The sequence below is a fragment of the Streptomyces sp. NPDC041814 genome (assembly GCF_055590565.1).
Genome location: NZ_JBVJAM010000008.1, coordinates 213,894 through 236,504 on the forward strand (window position 1 = coordinate 213,894; position 22,611 = coordinate 236,504).

The 22,611-nt window shown below is 72.4% G+C and carries 23 protein-coding genes and 1 tRNA gene; 8 read left to right on the plus strand and 16 right to left on the minus strand.

Annotated features, from left to right (window positions below; all coding sequences use genetic code 11):
* Positions 1 to 17: 17 nt before the first annotated feature.
* The 5 genes from ACZ6C6_RS21480 to ACZ6C6_RS21500 form a co-directional block, all read right to left on the minus strand.
* Complete coding sequence (locus ACZ6C6_RS21480) at positions 18 to 1,673, minus strand: eCIS core domain-containing protein (RefSeq protein WP_469204869.1); 1,656 nt, start codon at positions 1,671 to 1,673, stop codon at positions 18 to 20.
* A 197-nt stretch (positions 1,674 to 1,870) separates the two neighbouring features.
* The gene (locus tag ACZ6C6_RS21485) at positions 1,871 to 2,062 is read right to left on the minus strand and encodes a hypothetical protein (protein ID WP_469205026.1); all 192 of its coding nucleotides are present in this window, start codon (positions 2,060 to 2,062) and stop codon (positions 1,871 to 1,873) included.
* Positions 2,063 to 2,148: 86 nt separating this feature from the next.
* Positions 2,149 to 3,042 (minus strand): SDR family oxidoreductase, encoded by an 894-nt coding sequence (locus tag ACZ6C6_RS21490; protein ID WP_469204870.1) that lies wholly within the window; start codon positions 3,040 to 3,042, stop codon positions 2,149 to 2,151.
* On the minus strand, positions 3,039 to 3,998 hold the full coding sequence (locus ACZ6C6_RS21495; RefSeq protein WP_469204871.1) for an alpha/beta fold hydrolase: 960 nt from the start codon (positions 3,996 to 3,998) through the stop codon (positions 3,039 to 3,041). The genes ACZ6C6_RS21490 and ACZ6C6_RS21495 overlap by 4 nt, the downstream gene beginning before the upstream one ends.
* A complete protein-coding gene (locus tag ACZ6C6_RS21500; RefSeq protein WP_469204872.1) occupies positions 3,995 to 5,521 on the minus strand; it encodes a flavin-containing monooxygenase in 1,527 nt (508 codons plus the stop codon). Before ACZ6C6_RS21500 ends, ACZ6C6_RS21495 begins: the two co-directional genes overlap by 4 nt.
* Before the next feature lie 194 nt (positions 5,522 to 5,715).
* On the opposite strand from ACZ6C6_RS21500, the gene ACZ6C6_RS21505 reads away from it, so the two are divergent.
* Positions 5,716 to 6,357, plus strand: a complete 642-nt coding sequence (locus tag ACZ6C6_RS21505; RefSeq protein ID WP_469205027.1) for a MerR family transcriptional regulator — start codon at positions 5,716 to 5,718, stop codon at positions 6,355 to 6,357.
* Between the two features lie 62 nt (positions 6,358 to 6,419).
* Complete coding sequence (locus ACZ6C6_RS21510) at positions 6,420 to 8,744, plus strand: MFS transporter (RefSeq protein WP_469204873.1); 2,325 nt, start codon at positions 6,420 to 6,422, stop codon at positions 8,742 to 8,744.
* A gap of 85 nt (positions 8,745 to 8,829) precedes the next feature.
* Here the strand turns inward: ACZ6C6_RS21510 and ACZ6C6_RS21515 are convergent, their stop codons facing one another.
* Positions 8,830 to 9,645, minus strand: a complete 816-nt coding sequence (locus tag ACZ6C6_RS21515) for an exodeoxyribonuclease III (protein ID WP_469204874.1) — start codon at positions 9,643 to 9,645, stop codon at positions 8,830 to 8,832.
* Positions 9,646 to 9,694: 49 nt separating this feature from the next.
* Between ACZ6C6_RS21515 and ACZ6C6_RS21520 the strand changes: the two genes are divergently transcribed.
* A complete protein-coding gene (locus ACZ6C6_RS21520; RefSeq protein ID WP_469204875.1) occupies positions 9,695 to 10,189 on the plus strand; it encodes a GNAT family N-acetyltransferase in 495 nt (164 codons plus the stop codon).
* A 13-nt stretch (positions 10,190 to 10,202) separates the two neighbouring features.
* Here the strand turns inward: ACZ6C6_RS21520 and ACZ6C6_RS21525 are convergent, their stop codons facing one another.
* Complete coding sequence (locus ACZ6C6_RS21525; protein ID WP_469204876.1) at positions 10,203 to 10,625, minus strand: hypothetical protein; 423 nt, start codon at positions 10,623 to 10,625, stop codon at positions 10,203 to 10,205.
* Positions 10,626 to 10,780: 155 nt separating this feature from the next.
* Between ACZ6C6_RS21525 and ACZ6C6_RS21530 the strand changes: the two genes are divergently transcribed.
* Positions 10,781 to 12,028, plus strand: a complete 1,248-nt coding sequence (locus tag ACZ6C6_RS21530; protein WP_469204877.1) for a sensor histidine kinase — start codon at positions 10,781 to 10,783, stop codon at positions 12,026 to 12,028.
* Entirely contained in the window at positions 12,013 to 12,660 is a 648-nt protein-coding gene (locus tag ACZ6C6_RS21535; RefSeq protein WP_469204878.1) for a response regulator transcription factor, read from the plus strand. Before ACZ6C6_RS21530 ends, ACZ6C6_RS21535 begins: the two co-directional genes overlap by 16 nt.
* A gap of 349 nt (positions 12,661 to 13,009) precedes the next feature.
* Here the strand turns inward: ACZ6C6_RS21535 and ACZ6C6_RS21540 are convergent, their stop codons facing one another.
* Positions 13,010 to 13,492, minus strand: a complete 483-nt coding sequence (locus ACZ6C6_RS21540; RefSeq protein ID WP_469204879.1) for an AMIN-like domain-containing (lipo)protein — start codon at positions 13,490 to 13,492, stop codon at positions 13,010 to 13,012.
* Between the two features lie 357 nt (positions 13,493 to 13,849).
* On the opposite strand from ACZ6C6_RS21540, the gene ACZ6C6_RS21545 reads away from it, so the two are divergent.
* Complete coding sequence (locus ACZ6C6_RS21545) at positions 13,850 to 15,013, plus strand: PP2C family protein-serine/threonine phosphatase (protein WP_469204880.1); 1,164 nt, start codon at positions 13,850 to 13,852, stop codon at positions 15,011 to 15,013.
* A 17-nt stretch (positions 15,014 to 15,030) separates the two neighbouring features.
* On the opposite strand, the gene ACZ6C6_RS21550 is transcribed toward ACZ6C6_RS21545, so the two are convergent.
* Entirely contained in the window at positions 15,031 to 15,621 is a 591-nt protein-coding gene (locus ACZ6C6_RS21550) for a hypothetical protein (RefSeq protein ID WP_469204881.1), read from the minus strand.
* Positions 15,622 to 15,795: 174 nt separating this feature from the next.
* Here ACZ6C6_RS21550 and ACZ6C6_RS21555 point away from each other — a divergent pair, with 174 nt between their 5' ends.
* Positions 15,796 to 16,392 carry a TetR/AcrR family transcriptional regulator gene (locus tag ACZ6C6_RS21555; RefSeq protein ID WP_469204882.1) on the plus strand — a complete coding sequence of 199 codons (597 nt, stop codon included), beginning with the start codon at positions 15,796 to 15,798 and terminating at the stop codon, positions 16,390 to 16,392.
* Positions 16,393 to 16,475: 83 nt separating this feature from the next.
* Here the strand turns inward: ACZ6C6_RS21555 and ACZ6C6_RS21560 are convergent.
* The 7 genes from ACZ6C6_RS21560 to galU all read right to left on the minus strand — a co-directional run bounded on the left by ACZ6C6_RS21560 (position 16,476) and on the right by galU (position 21,899).
* A tRNA-Ala gene (locus ACZ6C6_RS21560) sits at positions 16,476 to 16,549 on the minus strand.
* 97 nt (positions 16,550 to 16,646) lie between these two features.
* A complete protein-coding gene (sepX, locus tag ACZ6C6_RS21565; RefSeq protein WP_469204883.1) occupies positions 16,647 to 17,771 on the minus strand; it encodes a divisome protein SepX/GlpR in 1,125 nt (374 codons plus the stop codon).
* Between the two features lie 135 nt (positions 17,772 to 17,906).
* The gene (locus tag ACZ6C6_RS21570; RefSeq protein ID WP_469204884.1) at positions 17,907 to 18,530 is read right to left on the minus strand and encodes a GNAT family N-acetyltransferase; all 624 of its coding nucleotides are present in this window, start codon (positions 18,528 to 18,530) and stop codon (positions 17,907 to 17,909) included.
* Positions 18,531 to 18,547: 17 nt separating this feature from the next.
* Positions 18,548 to 19,063 carry a MogA/MoaB family molybdenum cofactor biosynthesis protein gene (locus tag ACZ6C6_RS21575; protein WP_469204885.1) on the minus strand — a complete coding sequence of 172 codons (516 nt, stop codon included), beginning with the start codon at positions 19,061 to 19,063 and terminating at the stop codon, positions 18,548 to 18,550.
* Positions 19,060 to 19,560, minus strand: coding sequence for a cyclic pyranopterin monophosphate synthase MoaC (gene moaC / locus ACZ6C6_RS21580; protein WP_469204886.1), 501 nt, complete (start codon positions 19,558 to 19,560; stop codon positions 19,060 to 19,062). The genes ACZ6C6_RS21575 and moaC overlap by 4 nt, the downstream gene beginning before the upstream one ends.
* Positions 19,561 to 19,681: 121 nt before the next feature.
* Positions 19,682 to 20,992: a molybdotransferase-like divisome protein Glp gene (gene glp / locus ACZ6C6_RS21585; RefSeq protein ID WP_469204887.1), complete on the minus strand. Its 1,311-nt coding sequence runs from the start codon at positions 20,990 to 20,992 to the stop codon at positions 19,682 to 19,684.
* Between the two features lie 4 nt (positions 20,993 to 20,996).
* Positions 20,997 to 21,899, minus strand: a complete 903-nt coding sequence (gene galU / locus ACZ6C6_RS21590) for a UTP--glucose-1-phosphate uridylyltransferase GalU (RefSeq protein ID WP_469204888.1) — start codon at positions 21,897 to 21,899, stop codon at positions 20,997 to 20,999.
* 105 nt (positions 21,900 to 22,004) lie between these two features.
* Between galU and ACZ6C6_RS21595 the strand changes: the two genes are divergently transcribed.
* Positions 22,005 to 22,589, plus strand: coding sequence for a 5-formyltetrahydrofolate cyclo-ligase (locus ACZ6C6_RS21595; protein ID WP_469205028.1), 585 nt, complete (start codon positions 22,005 to 22,007; stop codon positions 22,587 to 22,589).
* Positions 22,590 to 22,611 lie beyond the last annotated feature (22 nt).

A 22,611-nucleotide genomic window follows, 5' to 3' on the forward strand; every position in this document is an offset into this window, starting at 1 on the left:
CAGCAGCCACGCGGGCCCTACCCCGTCATCTCGACGTCGGACTTCTCGGACTCCTCGGAGTCCGATCCGTACTGCTGGCTCCCGTCCGGGCCGGTGCGGTGAGCGGTCGTCGGCCCGTACTTCTGGATCAGCTCGTCGAGCTCCTTCTCGTCCTTGACCCCCGCCGCGTTGGCGATCTTCGTGAGGCCGGCGTTCGCGGTTGCCCAGTAGCCGCCGGGCTTCGTCTGGAAGCTCAGCTGGGGAAGCTTCTTCTCCTTCGCGATCGACAAGGAGCAGAAGCACGAGGTGCACGGCCTCTTCTTGCCGGCGATCATCGCCGCACCGGTCGAGCCGGACTGAAGCAGGGCCAGCACCAGCTTCTGCTCCGCGTGGAGTTCTTCGAAGCCGGAACGGATGAAGACGATCTTCCCGTCCATCTGCCCGGCCCCGATCGTCGCCGCGGCCTCCGTCGCCGTCTGAGCCGCCAGTACGCCGTCCTGCACGGCCATGGCGGTGGCCATGAAGGCGTTGACCGCGCCCTCCCGGCCGTTCCCCTCACCGAGGTTGGTCATGTAGTCCGCCGACCTCTGGGCTCTCGCGTCGCCTCCTGTCCCGTGCGAGTCCCGCATGACATCGGCGAGCGTTCTCGTCTCAAGGGTGTTCAGGATCTTGGCGGCGGTGGTGTTGTCGTTGCAGGCGACAAGAATCCCGCCGCCGACCCACATGACCTGGGTCTCCTGGTTCCCGTCGTCCTCGATGTAGGCCCTTCCGCTGTTGAAGAACTGCCGCGCGACGTGGCGCAGAGCCTGCTCATCGGCCTCCATACGGCGCTTGGCGCTGTTCTCGACGGAGTCGGGCCATTTCCCGCCGGCATAGGGCATCTGCGTCCAGTCCGACGTCATCTTGCCCATGGACCGCTTGGTCGCCGCGGCCGGGACTTCCTTCGTCCTGGTCCGTTGCAGGTGGGGCCGGCCGTGCACCGGGGACACGTCCCGCGCGGACGTCGACGGCATGCTTTCGGGGGCGTGGACCGGAGGCGTCCCGGCAAGGGCTCGCTTCGCGTTGGCCTCCGCCTCGCGCTCGAAGCGGTCCGCCGGGTCGGAGACCCTGAGCCCGCTGCCGTCGTCGGTCCCGGCGACGGGCCCCCGGCGTTGCTGGATGACGTGGGTCAACTCGTGGGCGAGGGTGTGCCTGTCGGCGCCGCCCGCGCCGATGACGACATGGTTGCCGGACGTGTAGGCGCGGGCGCCGACCTCGGCCGCCGAGGCCGCGGCAGCGGAACCGTCGTGGATGCGCACGTCCGAGAAGTCCGCGCCCAGCCGGGCCTCCATGTCGGTGCGGGTCGCGTCGTCCATCGCCCGGCCGGGGGCTCGGAGCACCTCGTGCACGGTGGACCGCTGCACGGGTGCCGTATCCGCTTCGGCCTGCTCGGCGACCTGGTGGTCGCAGCCCGGACCGTGCTGATGCCGCTCGTGCGACGGCTGGACCCAGGGATGGCCGGCCTCGCGGAGCATCTGGACGACGGCGGCGTTCCCGTGCTGGGCCTGGAGGGCCCACAGCCCCTCGTGCTGCGCCTGCGGCGCGCCCGTCTGCTGGGCGGCCGGTGCCCGGCGGGGGCCGGCGGACTTCTTCAGGTTCTCGTGTTCACTCAAGGCCCGCTCCGCAGCAACTGAGAATGGCAACTCTTCATGCATACACGGCCGGTGGAGCAGGGTTCCAGGCCCGCGAGGGCAATGCGGGGTGACCCGGGAGCGGTTCGCGGGGCGCCATCCCTTTCCGGCCGAGGCCGAAGCGAGGGCGGCCGTCGGGGCCCGCCGGGCGGCCCTCGGACAGCCGGAAGGGGCGCGCCCGGAAGAATCCGGGCGCGCCCCTCGGCGTCACCGCGCGACCGTTACCGGTCGAGGCGCTCGTTCGCCTCGTTCTGGGCGCGCCGCGTCGCGTCCTTCGCGCGGTCGCGGCCCTGCTGGGTCGCGTCCTTGGCGCGGTCGCGGCCCTGGCCCTGGCGCTGGCGGTCCTGCGTCTGGTCCTGCGCCTGGCCCGCGAGGTCCTTGGCCTTGTCCTTGAACTGGTCGGCGATGCCCATGCTGTTCACTCCTATGTGGTGCGTGGGGTACGGCCCCGGTGGGGCCTCGACCAGATTCACACGGCCGACCACGCTCCGCATGTCGATCATTCACGCTCCGTGCGCGCGGCGCGTTCCTGCTGGTCAGCGGCGCCTCCGGCACCGACGAGGCCCCTGCTCCGGCCCTCCATGCGCGGGCCGAAGCGGCGCATCTCGCGCTGGCCGACGACGCCGATGAGGGTGGGCAGGTAGCCGCGTACGGACTGCATGCCGCGCAGCCACCACTGGGCGTAGACGTGGGCGGAGCGGCGCTCGATTCCGGCGACGATGCGGTCGACGGCGGGGCCGAGGGGGTACGTGCGGTTGGTGGGCCACGGGAGGCGCTTGCGCAGGTCCCGCATGACGTCGTCCTCGTCGGCGCCGCGCACCATGTCGGTGTCGGTCCAGGAGAGGTAGCCGACGCCCACCTTCACGCCCTTGTAGCCGACTTCGCCGCGCAGGCTGTGCGCGAACGCCTCGACGCCGGACTTGGAGGCGCAGTAGGCGCTCATCATCGGGGCCGGGGTCATCGCGGCGAGGGAGGCGATCTGGAGGAAGTAGCCCCGGCTCTCCATGAGGACGGGCAGGAAGGCGCGAGCCGTCACCGCGCCGCCGATGAGGTTGACCTCGATGACCCGGCGCCAGGCGACGGGGTCGGAGTCGACGAGGGGGCCGCCGGTGGCGACGCCCGCGTTGGCGACGACGATGTCGACCTTGCCGAAGCGGGCCTTGACGTCCCTCGCGACCTGGGACATCGCCTCGTGGTCGGTGACGTCGGCGTGCCAGTGGTCGCTCTCACCGTGGAGGCGGGCCGAAACCTTCTTCAGCTCGTCGGGTTCGAGGCCGACGAGGGCGAGGATCGCTCCCCGGGCGGAGAGCTTGCGGGCGAGGAGTTCGCCGACGCCGCGTGCCGCGCCGGTGACGACGACGACCTGTCCTTCGAGACTTCCCGTGCCGCTCATGCGACCTCCTCCTTGCCCTCGATGTCTGTAGTACCCCGCGCGTCCCGGTCCGGGCCGGACGGCAGGTACGCGGCCACCAGCTCCCGTATCTTCGCCGTGACGGTCTCCGGCGCCTCCACGGGCGTCATGTGCCCCATGCCCGTCAGCTCGGTGAGGCCGAGGCAGTCGGGCAGGGCCGCCGCGATGGCGCGGGCGTGGACGGGCGGCGTGAGCCGGTCCTCCGTACCCGCGATGACCGCAGTGGGCACGCGCAACTCCCGTACGCCCTCGTCCAGATCGAGCTCGGCGAGGACGTGGCCCCAGGCGACCCTGGGGATGCGGGGGCAGGCGTGCACGATGCGGGCGCAGGTGTCGACCCGGTCGGGGGCCGAACCGGCGCCCATCGTCCCGTACTTCAGTATCCGACGCGAAACGGGCGTGACCGGCCCGAGGGGGGCGCGCGCGCCGAGGATCGCGCGGGTGAGGCGGGTGCGTACGGCTCCGGCGCGCATCGGTACGACGAGCGACTCGGCGAGGAGCCGGGAGCTGCCGGTGCTGCACAGCAGGACGGCGACGGCGTGCTCGCGCAGCTTCGGGCGGCGGGAGGCGGACATGATGGTCATGCCGCCCATGGAGTGCCCGGCGAGGACCGCCTTCTCGCCGGGGGCGAGGGTGGCGGCGAGGACCGCTTCGAGGTCGTCGGCGAGGGCGTCGGTGGTGTAGCCGTCGCGGGCGGCGGCGGGCGAGGTGCCGTGGCCGCGCTGGTCGTAGGCGATGACGCGGTGGTCGACGGCCAGGTCGCGTATCTGGGCGTCCCAGAAGCTGGTGTTGCAGGTCCAGCCGTGGGAGAGGACGACGGCGGGCGCGCCCTCCTGGCCGTGGATCTCGACGTGTATCCGGGAGCCGTCGGCGGAGACGGCGAGGAGTTCGCGGGCGGCCACGGGGCGGCGCCCCGCGACGGGCAGGGGGCGGCTCATCGGACGGCCTCCTCGGAGACGGTGTCGCCGGACGTGCGCTGGGCGGGGACGGACGGACGGAGGACCTGGTATTCGGACAGGTCGACGGTCCGGGTGGCCTTGCGGAACTCGGAGGTGGTGCCGGGCCAGACGGTGGTGTTGCGGCCGTTGGCGTCCAGGTACCAGCTGTTGCAGCCGCCGGTGTTCCAGACGGTGCGCTTCATCCGTTCCTGGACGCGGCGGTTCCAGGTGTTCACGGCGGAGGGGCGGGCGTCGAGGGCGGCCTTGCCGCCGAGGAGGTTCAGCTGGCGCAGGTAGTCGGCCATGTAGTTCAGCTGGGACTCGATCATGAGGATCATCGAGGAGTTCCCGAGCCCGGTGTTGGGGCCGATGATGGTCATCCAGTTCGGGAACCCGGCCGCGCTGGCGCCGCGCAGCGCCTGCATGCCGTCCTTCCAGGCCTCGGTGAGCGTGATCCCGTCGGCGCCGACGACGCGTTCGGCGATCGGCATGTCGGTGACGTGGAATCCGGTGCCGAAGATGATCGCGTCGACCTCGGCCTCCGTGCCGTCGGACGCGACGACCGTGGAGCCGCGTACCTCGGCGAGGCCGGAGGCGACGACGTCGACATTGGGCTGGGCCAGAGCGGGGTAGTACGTGCTCGACAGCAGGATTCGCTTGCAGCCGATGCGGTAGGAGGGGGTCAGCTTGGCGCGCAGGGCCGGGTCCTTGATGGCGCGGGCCATGTTGGACTTCGCTATGCGCTCGACCAGACCGAGCTGGTCGGGGTGCTTGGTGAAGGCGCTGACCTGCAACTCCCGGATGCCCCAGAGGAGTCCGCGACGGGCGGCGCCGGTGGCGGGCAGGGCGCGGTGGAGCCACTGCTCGGCGCCGCTGATCTTGCGGTCCATGCGGGGCATGACCCAGGGCGGGGTGCGCTGGAAGAGGGTCAGCTTCCCGACCTTCGGCTGGATGGAGGGGACGATCTGGATGGCGGAGGCGCCGGTGCCGATCATCGCGACGCGCTTGCCGGTGAGGTCGGCGTCGTGGTCCCAGCGGGCGGAGTGGAAGACCTTGCCGGGGAAGTCGGCGAGCCCCGGGATGTCGGGCATCTTCGGGTCGGAGAGCGGCCCGGTCGCGGAGACGACGACGTCCGCGACGATCGTGGTGCCGTTCGCGCTGTCGATGACCCAGTGCAGCTCGTCGTTGTCCCAGCGCATCTGCTTGACCTCGTGGTCGAGGCGCAGATGGGCGCGGAGCCCGAAGGTGTCGGCGACGTGCTCCAGGTAGGCGCGGATGTGCTCCTGCCCGGAGAAGGTGCGCGGCCACTCGGGGTTGGGGGCGAACGAGAAGGAGTAGAGGTGGGACGGTACGTCGCAGGCGCAGCCGGGGTAGCTGTTGTCGCGCCAGGTGCCGCCGACGGAACCGGCGCGCTCCAGGATCACGAAGTCGGTGATGCCTTCGCGTCGCAGCCGGACCGCGGCGCCGAGGCCCCCGAATCCGGATCCGATCACCGCCACGCGTACATGCTCGTGCTGGGCCATGCTGCCGCCTCCCGCGGTACGTCACACGACTCTGCCAGCAATCACTGGCATGGTTGGGAGGGTAGAGCAGCGAAGTACCGATGGGTAGGGGGCGGACGAAGCAAAGTTACCCGCGGTACAACTTGAGGCCCGCGCCCCGGGGAGGCGGATAGGCTGCGGGGGTGGCAGACGGACCCGAGCACCGCGAGTACCGCATGGAGGAGCTGGCCAAGGAGGCCGGCATCCCCGTGCGGACCGTGCGCTTCTACCGCGAGCGCGGCCTGATCGCGCCGCCCCGCCGGGAGGGCCGCATCGCCTGGTACGACGACCACCACCTGGCCCGCCTGCGCACGATCACGGGCCTCCTGGAACGCGGCCACACCCTGACCGGCATCGCCGACCTGGCCCGTACGTTCGAGAGCGGCCGCGATGTCGCCGAGGTGCTGGGCCTGGGCGAACCGTCCGAGGAGACCCCGGTCCGCCTGACGCCCGAGCAGCTGGCGGACTACTTCGAGGGCGAGTCCACGCCGGAGAACCTGGCCCTGGCGATGGAGCTGGGCTACCTGGGGACGGACGGCGAGGAGATCGTCCACATCAGCCGCCGCCTGCTGGACGTGTCCGCCGAGCTGGTACGGGAGGGGGTGCCGCTCTCGACGGTGCTCTCGACGGGCCGCCACGTCCGCGCGCACGCGGAGGCGCTGGCGGACCTGTTCGTCTCGGTGCTCCAGGAGTACGGCGCGGAGACGGACCCGGAACCGCCCCAACTGCGGCCGCTGGCCCGCGCGGTGGTGGACGCGGAGCTGTCGATGGCGCTGGACCGGCGGCTGCGGCGGAAGACGGCGGAGGAGACCGGGTAGATCCGGTGCGGATCTTGCTCATTCCGCCACCCGTACCGGCCGCCCCCCGCTAGGTTTCCGGCATGAAGCCGCTGACCGCCGAGGACCCCACGCGCATCGGCCCCTACCGCCTGATCGCCCGCCTGGGCGCGGGCGGGATGGGACTCGTCTACCTCGGCCGCTCGGACGTCGGCCGCACGGTCGCGGTGAAGGTCGTGCAGCGCGAGTACGCGGCGCAGCCGGAGTTCCGCAAGCGCTTCGCGCGTGAGGTGGCGGCGGCCGGTGAGGTGGCCGGGAGCTGGACGGCGGACGTCCTCGACTCGGACACCGAGGCCGAAGTGCCGTGGCTGGCCACGCAGTACGTACCCGGCCCGGACCTGGCGACGGTGGTCGGCACGGACTACGGACCGCTGCCCGAGCACTCGGTCCGCGTCCTGGCGAACCGCCTCGCCCTCGCGCTGGGGGCGGTGCACGGGGCGGGCCTCATCCACCGCGACCTGAAGCCGTCCAACGTGCTGGTGACGGTGGACGGGCCGCGGGTCATCGACTTCGGCATCGCCCGCGCGATGGACAAGCTGACGGACGGCAGCCTGCTCACACGTGCGGGCATGCTGATCGGTTCACCCGGTTTCATGTCCCCGGAACAGGTGAGGGGCCTCGAACTCACCCCGGCCAGTGACGTGTTCTGCCTGGGCGCGGTCCTGGTGTACGCGGCGACGGGCCGCCTGCTCTTCGGCGCCACGGACACCGGTCTGAACGCGCACCTGTTCCGGATCGCGGAGGACGAACCGGATCTGACGGGCGTACCGGAGTCGCTGCTCCCCCTGGTACGCGCCTGCCTCGCGAAGGATCCGGCCGCCCGCCCCGCCCCGCACGAGATCGCCGCCCGCACGTCCGGGGACGGGGGCGGGGACGCGGTGTGGCTGCCGGGCGAGGTGCTGGCGGAGCTGGGGCGGAGATCGGCGCGGCTGCTGGACTACGTACCGGAGGCGCGGGAGGAGGCGGCACCGGTGAACTCGGCGGCGAAGCCGACTGAGGCCGTGACGGAGCCCGTCGCCTCCCCCGCGTACCCGCCGACGACTCCCGCGCAGCCGACCGGAGCGGCCCGTACGCGGGGCCTCGCCGTGATCGTGGTGGCGCAACTGGCGGTCCTGGCCGGGGCCGTGCTCGGGAATCCGGCCGGCCCCGACGGAAGGACCGCCCCCTATCCCACCTCCGCGCCCGTCTCCTACGCCTTCGCGGTCGCCTTCGCGGCCATGCTGGTGCCCGGGGGCCATATCGCGGACCGGGTGGGCCGCAGGCGGTCGCTGATCGCCGGGGTGACGGGCTTCGCGGTGTCGGGGCTGCTCTCGGGGTTCGCCCTGCTGGCCGGTGCCCCGCCGCTGCTCCTCGCGAGCCGCCTCCTCCAGGGCGGTTTCGGCGCGCTGGCCACGGCGGCGGCCCTGGCGACGGTGGCGGCGGGTTCGCGGGGCGGTGCGGGCCGGGGCTTCGGTGCCTACGCGGCGGTGAGCGCGTGCGGTCCGATGCTCGGGCTGCTGGGGAGCGACGCCCTGTGGTTCATGGCCAGGGGCCCGCTCACGGCCGTGGCGCCCGCGCTCGCGCTGCTGGCCCTGACGGGTATGCGGACGCTGCCGCCGGACTCCCCGGACCGGACGGGCGGTGTACCGGCCGACCTGCCGGGCGTGCTGCTGGGCTTCCTGGGAACGGGGGCGGTCATGTACGGGCTGGCCGGGGTCCCGTCGGCGGGCCGGGCGGACGGCGACGCGGGCGTCGCGCTGGGTGTGGGCGTCGCGCTGCTGATCGTGTTCGCGGCGCGGCAGCGGGCGGCGTCGGCCCCGTTGCTTCCGCCGTACGTCCTCCGGGACCGCGGACGCCGGGGCGGCTTCCTGACGATGGGCCTGGTCGGCTTCAGCATCCTCAGCCTGCTGCCTCCGCTGACCGGCATCATGGGCGAGGCGTTCGACCACTCGGCGCCGTGGAAGGGGCCGATGCTGCCGATGCTGGTGGCGGTGGCGGTCAGCGGCGGCTGGATCGCACCGCGCCTGTTGCGCGACGGCATGACACAGGCGCGCATGGCGGTGACGGGCCTGCCGACGACGGCGGTCGGGGTGGCGCTGGGCATCGTCGCCATCGAGAGCGACGGCGATTACGCGGCCCTGTCGGCCTGCCTGATCGTGGCAGGCATCGGAATCGGCCTCACCCTCACCGCGCTCCTCACGGCCGCGCTGACCGACCTCACCCCCCGCCACTCCGGCGCGACGGCGGGCGCTCTGATGGCAACCCTGTTCCTGACCGCGGCCCTGGGCACCGCGCTGTACACCCTGCTCGACGGCCCCCCGTGGTGGGCCGCGCTGTGCATGCTCCTGGCGGCGGTGACGGCGGGGCGGATGCTGCGGACCCCGGCGTAACCCACCGCCGACCCGGGTAGGTCCGGGTAGGGGCGCGGCGCCCTCGCCGTACCCCGCCCGCCCGCGCTCAACCCCCGTGACCCGCCTACTGCTCGTACACCACCGTCACGGGCGCGTGGTCGCTCCACCGCTCGCCGTGCGTGGCCGCCCGCTCGACCCATGCCTTCACCGCGCGGCCCGCGAGGCCGGGGGTCGCGACCTGGTAGTCGATGCGCCAGCCGGTGTCGTTGTCGAACGCGCGCCCCCGGTACGACCACCACGAGTACGGGCCCTCGACGTCCGGGTGCAGGGCGCGTACGACGTCGACGTACGCCGCCTCCGAGAAGACCCGGGTCAGCCACTCGCGCTCCTCGGGGAGGAAGCCGGAGCTCTTGCGGTTGGCGCGCCAGTTCTTGAGGTCGGCCTCCTGGTGGGCGATGTTCCAGTCGCCGCAGACGACGACCTCGCGGCCATCGGCGGCGGCGCGTGCCTTCAGTCCGACGAGGTAGGGCAGGAAGGCGGCCATGAAGCGCTCCTTCTCGTCCTGCCGCTCGGTGCCGACCTCGCCGGAGGGCAGGTAGAGGCTCGCGACCGTGACGCCGGGCAGGTCGATCTCCACGTACCGCCCGCTCATGTCGAACTCCTCGCTCCCGGCGTGCCCGTAACCGCCGAAGCCGGTCTGCACCCGCTCCGGGGCGCGCCGCGAGTAGAGGGAGACCCCGGCCCGGCCCTTGGCGGCGGCGGGCGCGTGGACGGTGTGCCAGCCCTCGGGGTCACGCACGTCCGCGGGCAGCTGCCCGGGCTCGGCGCGGACCTCCTGGAGGCAGATCACGTCGGCGTCGGTCTGCGCCAGCCACTCGACGAAGCCCTTCTTGGCCGCGGCGCGGAGACCGTTTACATTCACGGAGGTCACGGTGAGCATTCCGGCACGATACCGGTCAATGATGTCGCATACATGTACGATGCTTCGCATGAATATCCACGTCCGGGCCTTCGATCACCCCGATGCCGTCAAACTCAACGACCGCGTGCAGCTCGAATACGCCGAGCGCTACGGCGATGGGGGCGATGTCACACCGCTGGACCCCACCATGTTCGACCCGCCTCACGGCCTGTACCTGATCGCGTACGACGCGTCGGACCAGCCGGTCGCCACGGGCGGCTGGCGCTCCCAGGAGCGCAACGACGAGGGCTACTCGGACGGTGACGCCGAACTGAAGCGGATGTACGTCATACCGGAGGGCCGCGGCCTCGGCCTCGCCCGCCGCATCCTGGCGGCCCTGGAGGCGGACGCCCGCGCCGCGGGCCGCACCCGCATGGTCCTGGAGACGGGCGACCGCCAGCCGGAGGCCATCGCCCTGTACCTCTCCAGCGGCTACACCCCGTGCGAGAAGTTCGGCCACTACCGCACGTACGACAGCAGCCGCTGCTTCGCGAAGCCGCTGCGGGGAAACGGCGCCGTCTGACACGGCGCTCACCTCACCCCGCCTTCGGGAACGCCGCCTTCAGGGCCGCCCCCCGGGTGAGGAACGCGACGCGGATCACCGGCAGCATGCACAGCGCCTGCGCCACCGCGTACCAGGGCGGGCAGACGCCCGGGATCAGGTCGACGCCGATGATGGCGATGGGCATGATCACCGCGAGGGTGCTCACGCGCTCGAAGGCCCGGCGGGAGCCCTCCGCGGCTGCGGCCGTGATGCGGAGGAGTACGTACGCGATCACCGGCAGCAGGACCGCGCGGACCCACATGAAGGTGTTCACCGTGTGACCGGTGGCGGCCACCACGACGACCGCACCGAGGGCGGTGGCGGTGAGCGCGCCGTAGAGCGTGAAGCTCCGGCGGGCCGATGCGAGGGCGCCCAGGGCCTCGGGCTGAAGGTTCGTGTCCGTGTTCGTTGTCATGGTGACGACGCTACGAATCGCCGGTCCGGCGCGGTATGCGTCTGGGCGCACAGGGGGGGTGGGTCCAGACCCACTCCTCGCCCGAACAGCGCCTCCGCGCCCGCCGCGCGGTGCAGAGTGGGTGCATCGGGACGGACGCGGGGAGGCAGCGGGCGATGAGAGTGCTGGGGTCGTGGGCGGCGGGGGCGGGCGCCGGCTTCGTACGGGCGTGCGCCGTCGCCGCCACCACGATGCTGATCCCCGCCGTGTGGGCGGGCGCGGTGGCCTGGGGCATCGGGTGGGGCGCGTCGAACCCCTGGTCGTGGGTCGGGCCGTTCGTGCTGGTGTGCGCGGGAACGGCCGCCCTGACGCGGCCCGTGTGCCGGGCGGTCCGCGCGCTGGTCGCCCGCTGGTCCGGGACCGACGTCCCGTCCGGCTACCGGACCGCCCCGCCGGTGACGCGCATGGCCACGGGCTTCTGGTGGAACGGCTTCGACTACCACCGCACCCGGCGGGACGCCCTCATGGACCAGCGGTGGCGGCTGCGCTGGAAGGACCCGGCCAACTGGCGCGACCTGCGGTTCACGATGATCGCCCCGTTCACGGCGGGGATCGTGGCGTGCGTGCCACCCGCGGGGGTGGTGTGGGGTGCCGTCGGGCTGGGAACGGGCAGGCCGGTCCGGCTCCTCGGCCTCCTCGTGACCGCCGCCTCTTCCCCGTACGCCTGGCGGGCGGTCACCCCGGTCGCGGTCCGCTTCCTGCGGCCGTCCGCCAGGATGGCGCTCGCCGACCGGGTGGACGAACTCACGGGGCAGCGGGCCGACGCGACGGTGGCCCAGGCCGCCGAGATCCGCCGGATCGAACGGGACCTGCACGACGGGGCGCAGGCCAGGCTCGTCGCGCTCGGGATGTCCCTGGCCACGGTGGAGAAGCTGATGGAGACCGACCCGGACCGGGCCAGGGCGCTGATGCGTGAGGCGCGGGCGGGCGCCACCGCCTCGCTGGCCGAACTGCGGGACCTGGTGCACGGGATCAACCCGCCCGTGCTCAACGACCGGGGTCTGGTCGACGCCGTACGCGCCCTCGCCCTCGACAGCCCGCTCGAAACGGAGGTCGTCGCGGACGTGCCGAAGCGGCTGGACGCGCCCGTCGAGTCGGCCGTCTACTTCGGCGTCGCCGAGTTGCTGGCGAACGCGGTCAAGCACGCCCGTGCGACACGGATGCGGATCACCCTCGCCCAGGACGGGACGGGTCTGGTGGTGGAGGCCGAGGACGACGGGCGCGGCGGTGCGGTGGTCCGGGACGGCGGCGGTCTCGCGGGGCTGCGGCGGCGCCTCGCGGTGTTCGACGGCCGCCTTGAGGTCACGAGTCCGGCCGGCGGGCCCACCCTCGCGAGGATCATGGTGCCATGCGAATCGTTGTAGCCGAGGACCTGTACCTCCTGCGGGACGGCATGGTGCGTCTCATCGAGGCGTACGGACATGAGGTGGTGGGTACGGCCACGACCGGGCCGGAGACGCTGGCCGCGCTGCGCGGGTTTCGCCCGGACGTGGCGGTGGTCGACGTCCGCATGCCGCCGACGCAGACCGACGAGGGCCTGCGCGCGGCCCTCGCCGCCCGCGCGGAGATGCCGGGGCTGCCGGTCCTCATCCTGTCCCAGTACGTGGAGCAGCTGTACGCCCGCGAGTTGCTGGCCGACGGGTCGGGCGGCGTCGGCTACTTCCTGAAGGAGAGCGTGTTCGACGCGGACCAGTTCATGGACGCGGTGGAACGGGTCGCGGCCGGCGGCACGGCCATGGACCCGGTGGTCATCGCGAAGCTCCTGTCCAGCGGCTCGTCGCACCGCCGCCTCGACGGCCTCACCGAGCGCGAGCACGACATCCTGGCCCTGATGGCCGAGGGCCTCTCCAACCAGTCCATCGCGACACGCCTGTTCCTCAGCGAAAGCGCGATCAGCAAGTACACGACCTCACTGTTCGGCAAGCTGGGCATCACGGACGACGGCACGACCAACCGCCGGGTGCTGGCGGTACTGGCGTATCTGAACCACCCCTGACTAAAGCCGGTGGCGCAAATACGTCAACTGCCTCCCACGGGAGCTGACTCGGCGGTCCGAGCCCTAGGCTGACCCGCACAGCCCGACGGAGCGCCAACCACTCGATTCACCTTGAAGAATTCCACGCGCCCGGAGAGAAAGGGACCGTCGTGAAGGGATGGTTCATGCCCTCCTCCGCAGACGAGATCGCCGTCCAGGAGGCGCGGGACATTGCGGATACCCCGTACACACGCCGGTGAGATCTGGTCCGACTGAAGAAGACGCTGAATACGAGCGGGGGCGCCCGGCCCGTACACCGATCCCTGTATGCCGATGGCCCGGCCGGGCCATCGGCATACGACGGATATTTCTACCGGTAGACGTCCACGACCAGACGGTCGGGCTGGGTCAGGGTGAAAACGTTGTAGCGGGTGGAGGGACCGAGCGAGATACCGAACTCGGAGACGCCCGCGTGGTAGCTCGTCAGCTGGACCCCCTTGATCGTGGGCAGGCCCATGTCCTGCACGGGCGGATTCTCGTAATCCCCGCTCACGATGGCCGGATCCATCCTGACGAAAAGATAGGAATCACCGACGGTGACGAGGTGCTCGGTCTGACCGCTCATCGAGAGGTACTCGCCCGTCGTATTCGTCAGCGTCGTGTACTGCGTCTTGTTGGTGAGATCGAACACGAGGCGGTCATATCCCGTGTGCGTCGCGACGCGGATTCCTTGGAGGCACGTCGTCGGGCACGTGGTGATGACCCCGGAGTCTGCCGCGCTTCCCGGGCCGGTCGCGGCGGTCGCTGCGGTGGCCGCGGGCAGGATGAGTGCCGGGACGGTGGCAAGCAGCACAGCGAATCGGACCCGCATGTTTCGAGTGGTGAGCATATCCAGCTTGACCTTTGCGTAGAAATCGATGGACGCATGGCACAAACCCCGTCCCGGGTGACGAGGGTTCGCATTTCGCGGGATCTTCGCTGGATAACGTAATGCCTCCGCGTGCTCACGTAAAGATGAATCCGGAAGCCGGTGCGACAGAATCCCGGAGCCGCCGCACGGAGGAAATTCGACACCGATAACCCACGGGGACGGGTTCGGGGGCATTCCCTTCCGCGATGTACGCGAATCCCGTGGCTTCCGCGAGCGGGATGCCAGGGGGTGTCCAACAATGGCGGGGTCACGTCCGCACACAGAGGGAGGCGTCGCTGGATGCGTGCCGGGCCTGGTGAGAGGAGCGTCCGTGGCGGAGGTGACGGGCGGGACAGCGCACCGGCCACGACGGGCCGCCCCAGGGCGGCGGTGCTGGGCACGGCCCTGCTGCTGTGCGTCGTGGTCGTGGTCCTGCAACTGAGCACCCCGCCCTCCTCGCACATCGCCTCGGTGCTGGTCGCGGTGCCCGCCGTCATCGCGTTCGGGTTCGGGTCGTCGGTGATCATCGGTTCGGCGGTGGTGGCCGCCGGGATCCGCTGGCTGCTCCTGCCCACCGAGCCGCAGCGGATCGGCTCCGCGATCGGCACCACCGTGGTGATCTGCGTGATCGCCGCGCTGACCTGCTTCGTGGTCCGCCGCGGCGAGCGGCAGTCCGCGCAGCTGCGGAAGGTGGTGTCCGTCGCCGAGACCGCGCAACGGGCGGTCCTGCGCCCACCGCCCGGGACGGTGCGCCACTTCCGCACGGCCGCGAGCTATCTGGCCGCCGCGCAGTACGCGCGCATCGGGGGCGACCTCTACGCCGTGGCGGACACCGATTTCGGGGTCCGCGCGCTCATCGGGGACGTACGCGGGAAAGGGCTCGACGCCGTGTCCACCGCCTCAGTGGTCCTCGGCTCGTTCCACGAGGCGGCCTACGAGGAAGAGACGCTGGGCCGCCTGGCCGGGAGGCTCGACACCGGCCTGAACCGCTTCCTGCGCGACGACGAGGCGTTCGTGACCGCTCTCCTGGTCCAGATCGCGCCCGACGGCCACACGGAGGCGTACTCCTGCGGCCACCCGCCCGCACTCGTACTGCGCGACGGTACGGCCCGGGAGCTTCCGGCAGACACCGGCCTCCCCCTGGGGCTCCGCGCCCTCACGAGCGCCCCCGCCGACACGGACGGCCCGCGGTCGGCGGGGGCGCTTCTACGCCCCGGTGACACGCTCCTGCTGTACACGGACGGCATCGCGGAGGCCCGGAACGAGGCCGGCGCCTTCTACCCGCTCACCGGCCGCCTGACGGCCTACCAGCGCGACCGTTCCCCGCCCATGGACCCGCAACACCTGCTCGCCTGGCTCCAGGAGGACGCCCAGGCCTACAACCGCGCCGACACCTACGACGACGCGGCGCTCCTCGCCCTCGCCTGGCCGCCCGGTCCGGGTGAGGGAACGGGCGGCGGCTGAATCACGAGGGCGGCGGGTCACAGGGACGTCGTCGTGGCCCGCCCGCGCGGACCCTCCTTGCCGGAGCGCCCCAGGCGCAGCGCCGAGACGAGGAAGAAGATGCCGCCGGGAACGGCGTAGCCGATCGCACTGGAGAGCGTGGGGTCCTCGGCGCCCGCCGCCCCGACGAACGACGCCCCGGCCAGGACCGAGATGCCACCGCTGAGGATCATCGGCCACTGCCCGCCCATCCGGCGCCGCGGGAGGGCCACGACCAGCTGCACCACCCCCGCGACGACCGCCCACGCCCCCCACACCCGCAGCACCGCGGGAATCCCGGACGCCGAGGCGATCCCCACCCCCACCGCCGCGGCGAGGCTGACCGCCATGTTGACGTAGAGCAGCACCGGCGAACGGGTGGCGCGGGAGGCGTTGGCGTCCACCACGGCCGCGCCCACGTCGAACAGCGGATAGAGCACGAGCAGCGCGGCCACGAACGGGCTGATCCCGTCGGCCGTCGCGAACGTCACGAGGGCCCAGAGGACGGCGAACGCGGCACGGACGAAGTACAGCCGCCGCAGCGCGGAAGCCGTGTTCGTGATGCCCGACGGGGCGGCAACGGTGGTCATGGCGAACCTTTCGACGGGGGTACGGGAACGCGGCGGACCGCCGCCCCGGGCACGTGCGGGCACGGCCTTACCGCCACCCCGCACGAGAACGAACGTTCTGTGCACCAGACTGGCAAGGCCGCACCCCGCTGTCAAGACCGAACGTTCTACCTAGGTGCCACGTAGGCTGAGGCCATGGCGCACAACGAACCCGAGAGCCGCCCGTCCGAAGCCCGGGACCGGCTCCTCAGCACGGCCACCCGGATCTTCTACTCGGAAGGCATCCACTCCGTAGGAGTGGATCGCATCGTCAAGGAAGCGCAGGTGACCCGGGCGACCTTCTACCGCCACTTCCCCAGCAAGGAGACCCTGGTCGTCGCGTACCTGACCGCGGCGGACCGCGCCCTGCGAAGCCAGGCCGAAGCGGTCGTCGCCGCCGGGCTCCCCGCGCCCGACACGCTCCGCGCCATCGGCGCGTCCATCGCGGAGGGCATCCGGTCCCCCGGTTTCCGGGGCTGCGCCTTCCTCAACGCCGTCGCCGAGTACCCCGACCCCGCCGACCCGGTGCACCAGGTCGTCCTCGCACACCGCCAGTGGTTCCTCGACACACTCACCGGGCTCCTGCGCACGATCCGGGAGGAACCGGCGGACCGCGCGGCCCGCCACTTCGTCATGCTGCGCGACGGCGCGATGGCGGCCGGCTGCCTCTTCGACCCGGAGCTGGTGTGCGAGACCTTCCTCAACGGAGTGGAAGGACTCCTCAAGGCCCAGGCGTCGGCATCGTTCACCTGACGACCCGTCCGCCCGCGTCACAGCGGGCCCGGAACGGCGAAATCCCGCCCAGCCAGAGGCTGGACGGGATTTCCCTTGTGCAGTGGACCTGTGGGGATTTGAACCCCAGACCCCCTCGATGCGAACGAGGTGCGCTACCAGACTGCGCCACAGGCCCTTGCGACGTGTGAAACTCTAGCACCCTCCAGGGGGTGCTCGGAAATCCGTTCCGCGCTGGTCAGCCGTGGCGTGGCTCACGACCGTGCGGCGCGGTGTCACTCGTTGGCCGCGCGGGGGCGGTCGCCGCCCTCGTACTGGTCGAAGAGCGGGGTGCGGCCCCGGTCGCGGGAGCGGCGGGACTGCGGGGACCGCTGGCGCGGCGCCGGGTCCACCGGGGGCGCGGCGGGGTCCGGCTGCGCCGGCTCGGCGGCGCTGGAGCGGGCCGCGCTCCAGGTCTCCGGGTTGCCGACCTCGACCCCGCCCGTGGCGCGCGGGGCGACCGGGGCGGTGACATAGGTGGGCAGCGGCACCGGGACCGGCTCCCAGCTGTCGCCCTGGACGCGGCCGCGCTCGCGCTGCTGGTCCACCCACTCCGCGTGGTCCGTCTGCTCGACCAGGGCCCGTCGCCCGGCCTCCTGCGGGGAGACCGTGGGCGTCGGCTCGGGGACCGGGTGGCGCGGCTCGGAGTCCTCGTCGGCCTCGGCCGACGCCGTGGTGGCGGGCTGGTGGCGGCGGGGCCGGTTCTCGCGGAGCCGCTGGGCCGCCACCTCGGCGCGCCGCTGGTCCATGGTGAAGACGAACCGCCGCCGCTCGTGCGCCCTCAGGTGCGCGATGTACGCGCTGAGGAGCACGGCCGGGACCGCGGGCGCCCAGAGGAAGCGGAGCCCGCCGACGGCCGCGACGATCGCACCGAGCGTGAAGCCGAGGAAGAGGATCACGGTGGTGCGCCGACGGCGCGCGAGGACCTGGAGGCGCTGTGCGCGCCGGGCGCGTTCCGCGTCGATGCCACCGGGGCGCGCGCGCCGGGCGGGACCGGGGACGGCGGGCTCGGCACCGCGCCGCTTACGGGGGGCGCGCTCCGGCGTACCGGCCGGGTCGTGCATCCGGGCCTCGGTGTGCGCCGGGGGCGCGGCGAAGGCCCGGACGTCGACGGGGTCCATTCGGTCCGTGTTCGCGTCCGGGTCGGTGTCGGGTGCCGCCTCGTCCTCGGTGCGCTCCTGGAGCCCCTTGGCATACCGGCGCTCCATCGCCGCCCGGCCGGAGAGCAGCCGGATGGCGGTGCTGAAGCGCTCGGTCGGACGCTCTTCGTTCAGCTCGTCCTGCCTGCGGAGCCACATCGGCACCAAGTAGGCGGCCCAGGCCCCGACGATGACTGCGTAGATGAGGCCGCTGCTGCTCACATCTCACACCGTAGAGGGGTTTGCGCGGAGGGATCCGCCAATTGGCGCGGTGTGTCGCGCGATCCGGCCGATATCACGGACTTTTTTGTAAGAGCGCGGATCATCCGATCGAGAGCAATTCGAACAAACTTTTTATTATGTGGGAGGCTCCGGCTGATCCGTACGGGGAAGCGGCCGCGAGCGGTGCCATCTCCGCACCATCCCGTCCGGCACTTCCTCCGCCGTCAGCGCGTAGATCAGGTGGTCGCGCCACGCCCCGTCGATGTGCAGATAACGAGGCCGCAGCCCCTCCTCGCGGAATCCGAGTTTCTCCACGACCCGTCGGCTCGGCCCGTTCTCCGGCCGAATGCACACCTCGATGCGGTGGAGGCCCACCACCTGGAAGCAGTGGTCGACGGCGAGCGCGACGGCGGTCGGCATCACCCCGCGCCCGGCCACCTCGCGGTCCACCCAGTAGCCGACGTGCCCCGAGCACATCGAGCCCCAGGTGATCCCGGCGACGGTCAGCTGCCCGACCAGCCGGCCCCGGTACTCGATGGCGAACGGCAGCATCCGGCCCGCGTTCGCCTCGGAGCGCAGATGGCGGATCATCTGGCGGTACGTGGGCCGCTGGGCGACCGGGCCGCCGGGCGCGGGCGGCGGGACCGTCGCCTCCCAGGGGCGCAGCCAGTCCCGGTTGCGCCGGTTGACCTCACGCCAGTCGCGCTGGTCGCGCAGCTTGATGGGCCGGAGGGCGACGTCGCCGTCCACCAGGATCACCGGCCAGGTCGGGACGTTCAGCTCGGGCTCCCGGGTCGGGCGTGGTCGCCGCCGCGCAGCTGGTCCACCGCGTGCACCAGGAGCCGTCCGAGGACCGCGAGTCCGTCGCGCACCCCGCCGGTCGAGCCGGGGAGGTTGACGATCAGGGTGCGCCCGGCCACGCCCGCCAGGCCGCGCGAGAGGGCGGCGGTGGGGACCTTGTCGCGGCCCTCTGCCCGGATCGCCTCGGGGATGCCGGGCACCTCGTGGTCCAGGACGCGCCGGGTGGCCTCGGGGGTGCGGTCGGTGGGCGAGATGCCCGTACCGCCGGTGGTGACGACCACGTCGTACGCGGATGCCACGGCGGTCCGCAGCGCCCGCTCGACCGGGTCGCCGTCGGGCACGACCTCCGGGCCGTCGACGGTGAAGCCGAGGCCCGTCAGCGCCTCGGCGATCAGCGGCCCGCCCTTGTCCGCGTAGACCCCGGCGGACGCGCGGTTCGACGCGGTCACAACGAGGGCGCGGTACGGGGCGGAGGCGCCGGGGGCGCTCACGCGTCGGTCCCGGGTACCTGGGCGCGTACGTAGTCGCCGGACTTGCCGCCCGACTTCGCCTCGACCCGGATGTCCGTGATGACCGCGGCCTTGTCGACCGCCTTGACCATGTCCACGACGGTGAGCGCGGCGACGGACACCGCGGTCAGGGCCTCCATCTCGACGCCCGTGCGGTCGGTGGTCTTCACCGTGGCGGTGATCTCCACGGCGTCGTCGGCCACGCTCAGCTCGACGCCGACGCCGGAGACCGCCAGCGGGTGGCAGAGGGGGATCAGGTCCGGGGTGCGCTTGGCGCCCATGATCCCGGCGATCCGCGCGGTGGCGAGGGCGTCACCCTTGGGGACCCCCTCGCCCCGGAGCAGTTCGACGACACGCGGCGACACGAGGACCCGGCCGCTGGCCCGGGCGACGCGCGCGGTGACGTCCTTCCCGGAGACGTCGACCATGCGGGCGGCCCCCGCCTCGTCGATGTGCGTCAGCCTGTTCTGCGTACTCAACTCACTCCGCCTAGCGGTAGGGCGCCGGATTCCCCGGGCCGCACCGGGGCGCGGGTCCGGGAGCCGGGGGGTGTCCCCCGGACGGCACAGCGCCAGATACCGTACCGCCACCGGGGCCCGGTCAGCTGAGCAGGACCACCTCGGTGTCGGAGCCGGGTTCGGCGGAGGTGACGTCCTCGCGGAGCACGATCAGGGCGTCCGCCCGGGCGAGCGCGGCGATCAGATGCGAGCCGGAGCCGCCGACGGGCGCGACGGTGCCCGCCTCGGCGTCGTACGTCCCGCGCAGGAACTGGCGCTTCCCTGCGGGTGAGGACAGGGCCTTGTCCGCGACGAGGGCGGCCTTCACCGTCGGGCGGTCGATCGCGGGCAGGCCCATCAGGGCGCGGATCGCGGGGCGGACGAACAGCTCGAAGGAGACGTAGCTGGAGACCGGGTTGCCGGGGAGGGCGAGCAGCGGGGTGTGGTCGGGGCCGATGGAGCCGAAGCCCTGCGGTTTGCCCGGCTGCATGGCGAGCTTCCGGAAGTCCACGCCGCCGCCCGGCTCCTCCTCGTCGCCGACGGAGGACAGGGCCTCCTTCACCACGTCGTACGCGCCGACGCTGACGCCGCCCGTGGTGACGAGGAGGTCGGCGCGGATGAGCTGGTCCTCGATGGTGGCCCGCAGGGTCTCGGCGTCGTCGGCGACGGCACCGACGCGGTAGGCGATGGCCCCGGCGTCCCGGGCGGCCGCGGTGAGCGCGAAGCTGTTGGAGTCGTAGATCTGCCCGCCGGTCAGCTCGCCGCCGGGCTGTACGAGTTCGCTGCCGGTGGACAGGACGACCACGCGGGGGCGGGGCCGTACCTTGACGGTGGAGCGGCCGATCGCGGCGAGCAGGCCGATCTGGGGCGGTCCGATCACCGTGCCCGCCTTGAGCGCGAGGTCGCCGGGGCGCACATCGCTGCCCCGCTCGCGGACGTGGGCGCGGGCCTCGGCGGGGCGGTGGACGCGGACCTCTCCGGCGGCGCCCTCCGGGGCATCGCTGTGGGCGCGCATCGCGGCGGCGGGGCCCTCGCCCGTACCGCCGTCGGTCCATTCGACGGGGACGACGGCCTCGGCCCCCTCCGGGAGCGGGGCGCCGGTCATGATGCGGGCGGCCTCGCCCGCGCCGACGCGCCGGCCGGGGCCGAGGCCGTCGTCGCCGGCCGCGACGTCCCCGATGACGGTGAGGACGGCGGGGAACTCCTCGGTCGCGCCTTCGACATCGGCGACGCGGATCGCGTAACCGTCCATCGAGCTGTTGTCGAAGGGCGGCAGCGCGACCTCCACCACGACGTCCTCGACCAGGACGCAGCCCTGGGCCTCGGGCAGTTGCAGCTCGATGGGTTCGAGCGGCTTCACCGCGGCGAGGATGTCTTCCAGGTGCTCGTCCACCGACCAGATCGTGCTGCTCAACGTGCTACATCTCCTCGGTGACGTACCGGCGGAGCCAACTGCGGAACTCCGGCCCCAGATCATCACGTTCGCACGCGAGTCTGACAATGGCACGCAGATAGTCGCTGCGGTCGCCGGTGTCGTAGCGGCGGCCCTTGAAGACGACGCCGTGCACGGGGCCGCCGGCCTTCTCGTCCTCGGCGAGCAGTTGCAGGGCGTCGGTCAGCTGGATCTCGTTGCCCCGGCCCGGCTCGGTCCGGCGCAGTATCCCGAACACCGCGGGGTCCAGGACGTAGCGGCCGATGATCGCGAGATTGCTGGGCGCGTCGGCGGGTTCCGGCTTCTCGACCAGGCCGGTGACGCGTACGACGTCCGCCTCTGCGGTGGGCTCCACGGCCGCGCATCCGTACTGGTGGATCATCGCGGGCGGGACCTCCATGAGCGCGATGACGCTGCCGCCCTCGCGCTCCTGGATCTCCGTCATCCGGGTCAGCAGCGGGTCGCGGGGGTCGATGAGGTCGTCGCCCAGGAGCACCGCGAACGGCTCGTCGCCGACGTGCGGTGCGGCGCACAGGACGGCGTGCCCCAGGCCCCTGGGGTCGCCCTGGCGGACGTAGTGCATGGTGGCGAGGTCGGTGGACTCGCGGACCTTGCGCAGCCGGTCGGCGTCGCCCTTGCGGGTCAGGGCGCCCTCCAGCTCGTAGTTCCGGTCGAAGTGGTCCTCCAGGGGACGCTTGTTCCGGCCGGTGACCATCAGTACGTCGTGCAGACCGGCGGCCACCGCTTCCTCGACGACGTACTGGATGGCAGGCTTGTCGACAACAGGCAGCATCTCCTTGGGAGTGGCCTTGGTGGCCGGAAGGAAGCGGGTCCCGAGGCCCGCCGCCGGGATGACGGCCTTGCTGATCCTGGGGTTCGACTGGGTCATGCGCCGACCTTAGCGGGGCCACATGGGCGGAAGATGAGGCTCCGGTTAACTTTGTCCTCATATAGCCCTGCCTGAGAGGCCGGTGGATGCCCGTTGAACACCGACATGTCCGCAAAGGCCGGACTGCGGCGTGAACTGCTCGCCGCGCGCCGCCTCCTGACGGATCAGGACGCCGCACGCGCCGCCTCGGTTCTCGCCCGCCACGCGCTCGGGCTGCCGGAGCTGAGCGGGGCCCGCACGGTCGCCGCGTACGTCTCGGTGGGGCGCGAACCGGGCACCCGCGCGCTGCTGGACGCGCTGCGCGCGCGGGGCGTACGGGTGCTGCTGCCGGTGCTCCTCGCCGACAACGACCTGGACTGGGCACCGTACGAGGGCCCGGAAGGGCTCGCGAAGGCGGGCCGCGGGCTGCTCGAACCCACCGGCGGGCGGCTGGGCCCCGACGCCGTGCTGGAGGCGGACGCGGTGCTGCTGCCGGGTCTCGCGGTGGACGCGCGCGGCATGCGTCTGGGGCGCGGCGGCGGCAGCTACGACCGGGTGCTGGCCCGCCTGACGGCGGCCGGTGCCACGCCCGCGCTCATCGTCCTGCTGTACGCGAACGAGGTGACCGCACGGGTCCCGGCGGAGCCGCACGACTTCCCCGTGGACGCGGTGGTCACACCGGAAGGCCCCCGGCGCTTCGGCGTGAGCTGAAGCACCGGGGGCCCTGAGGGGC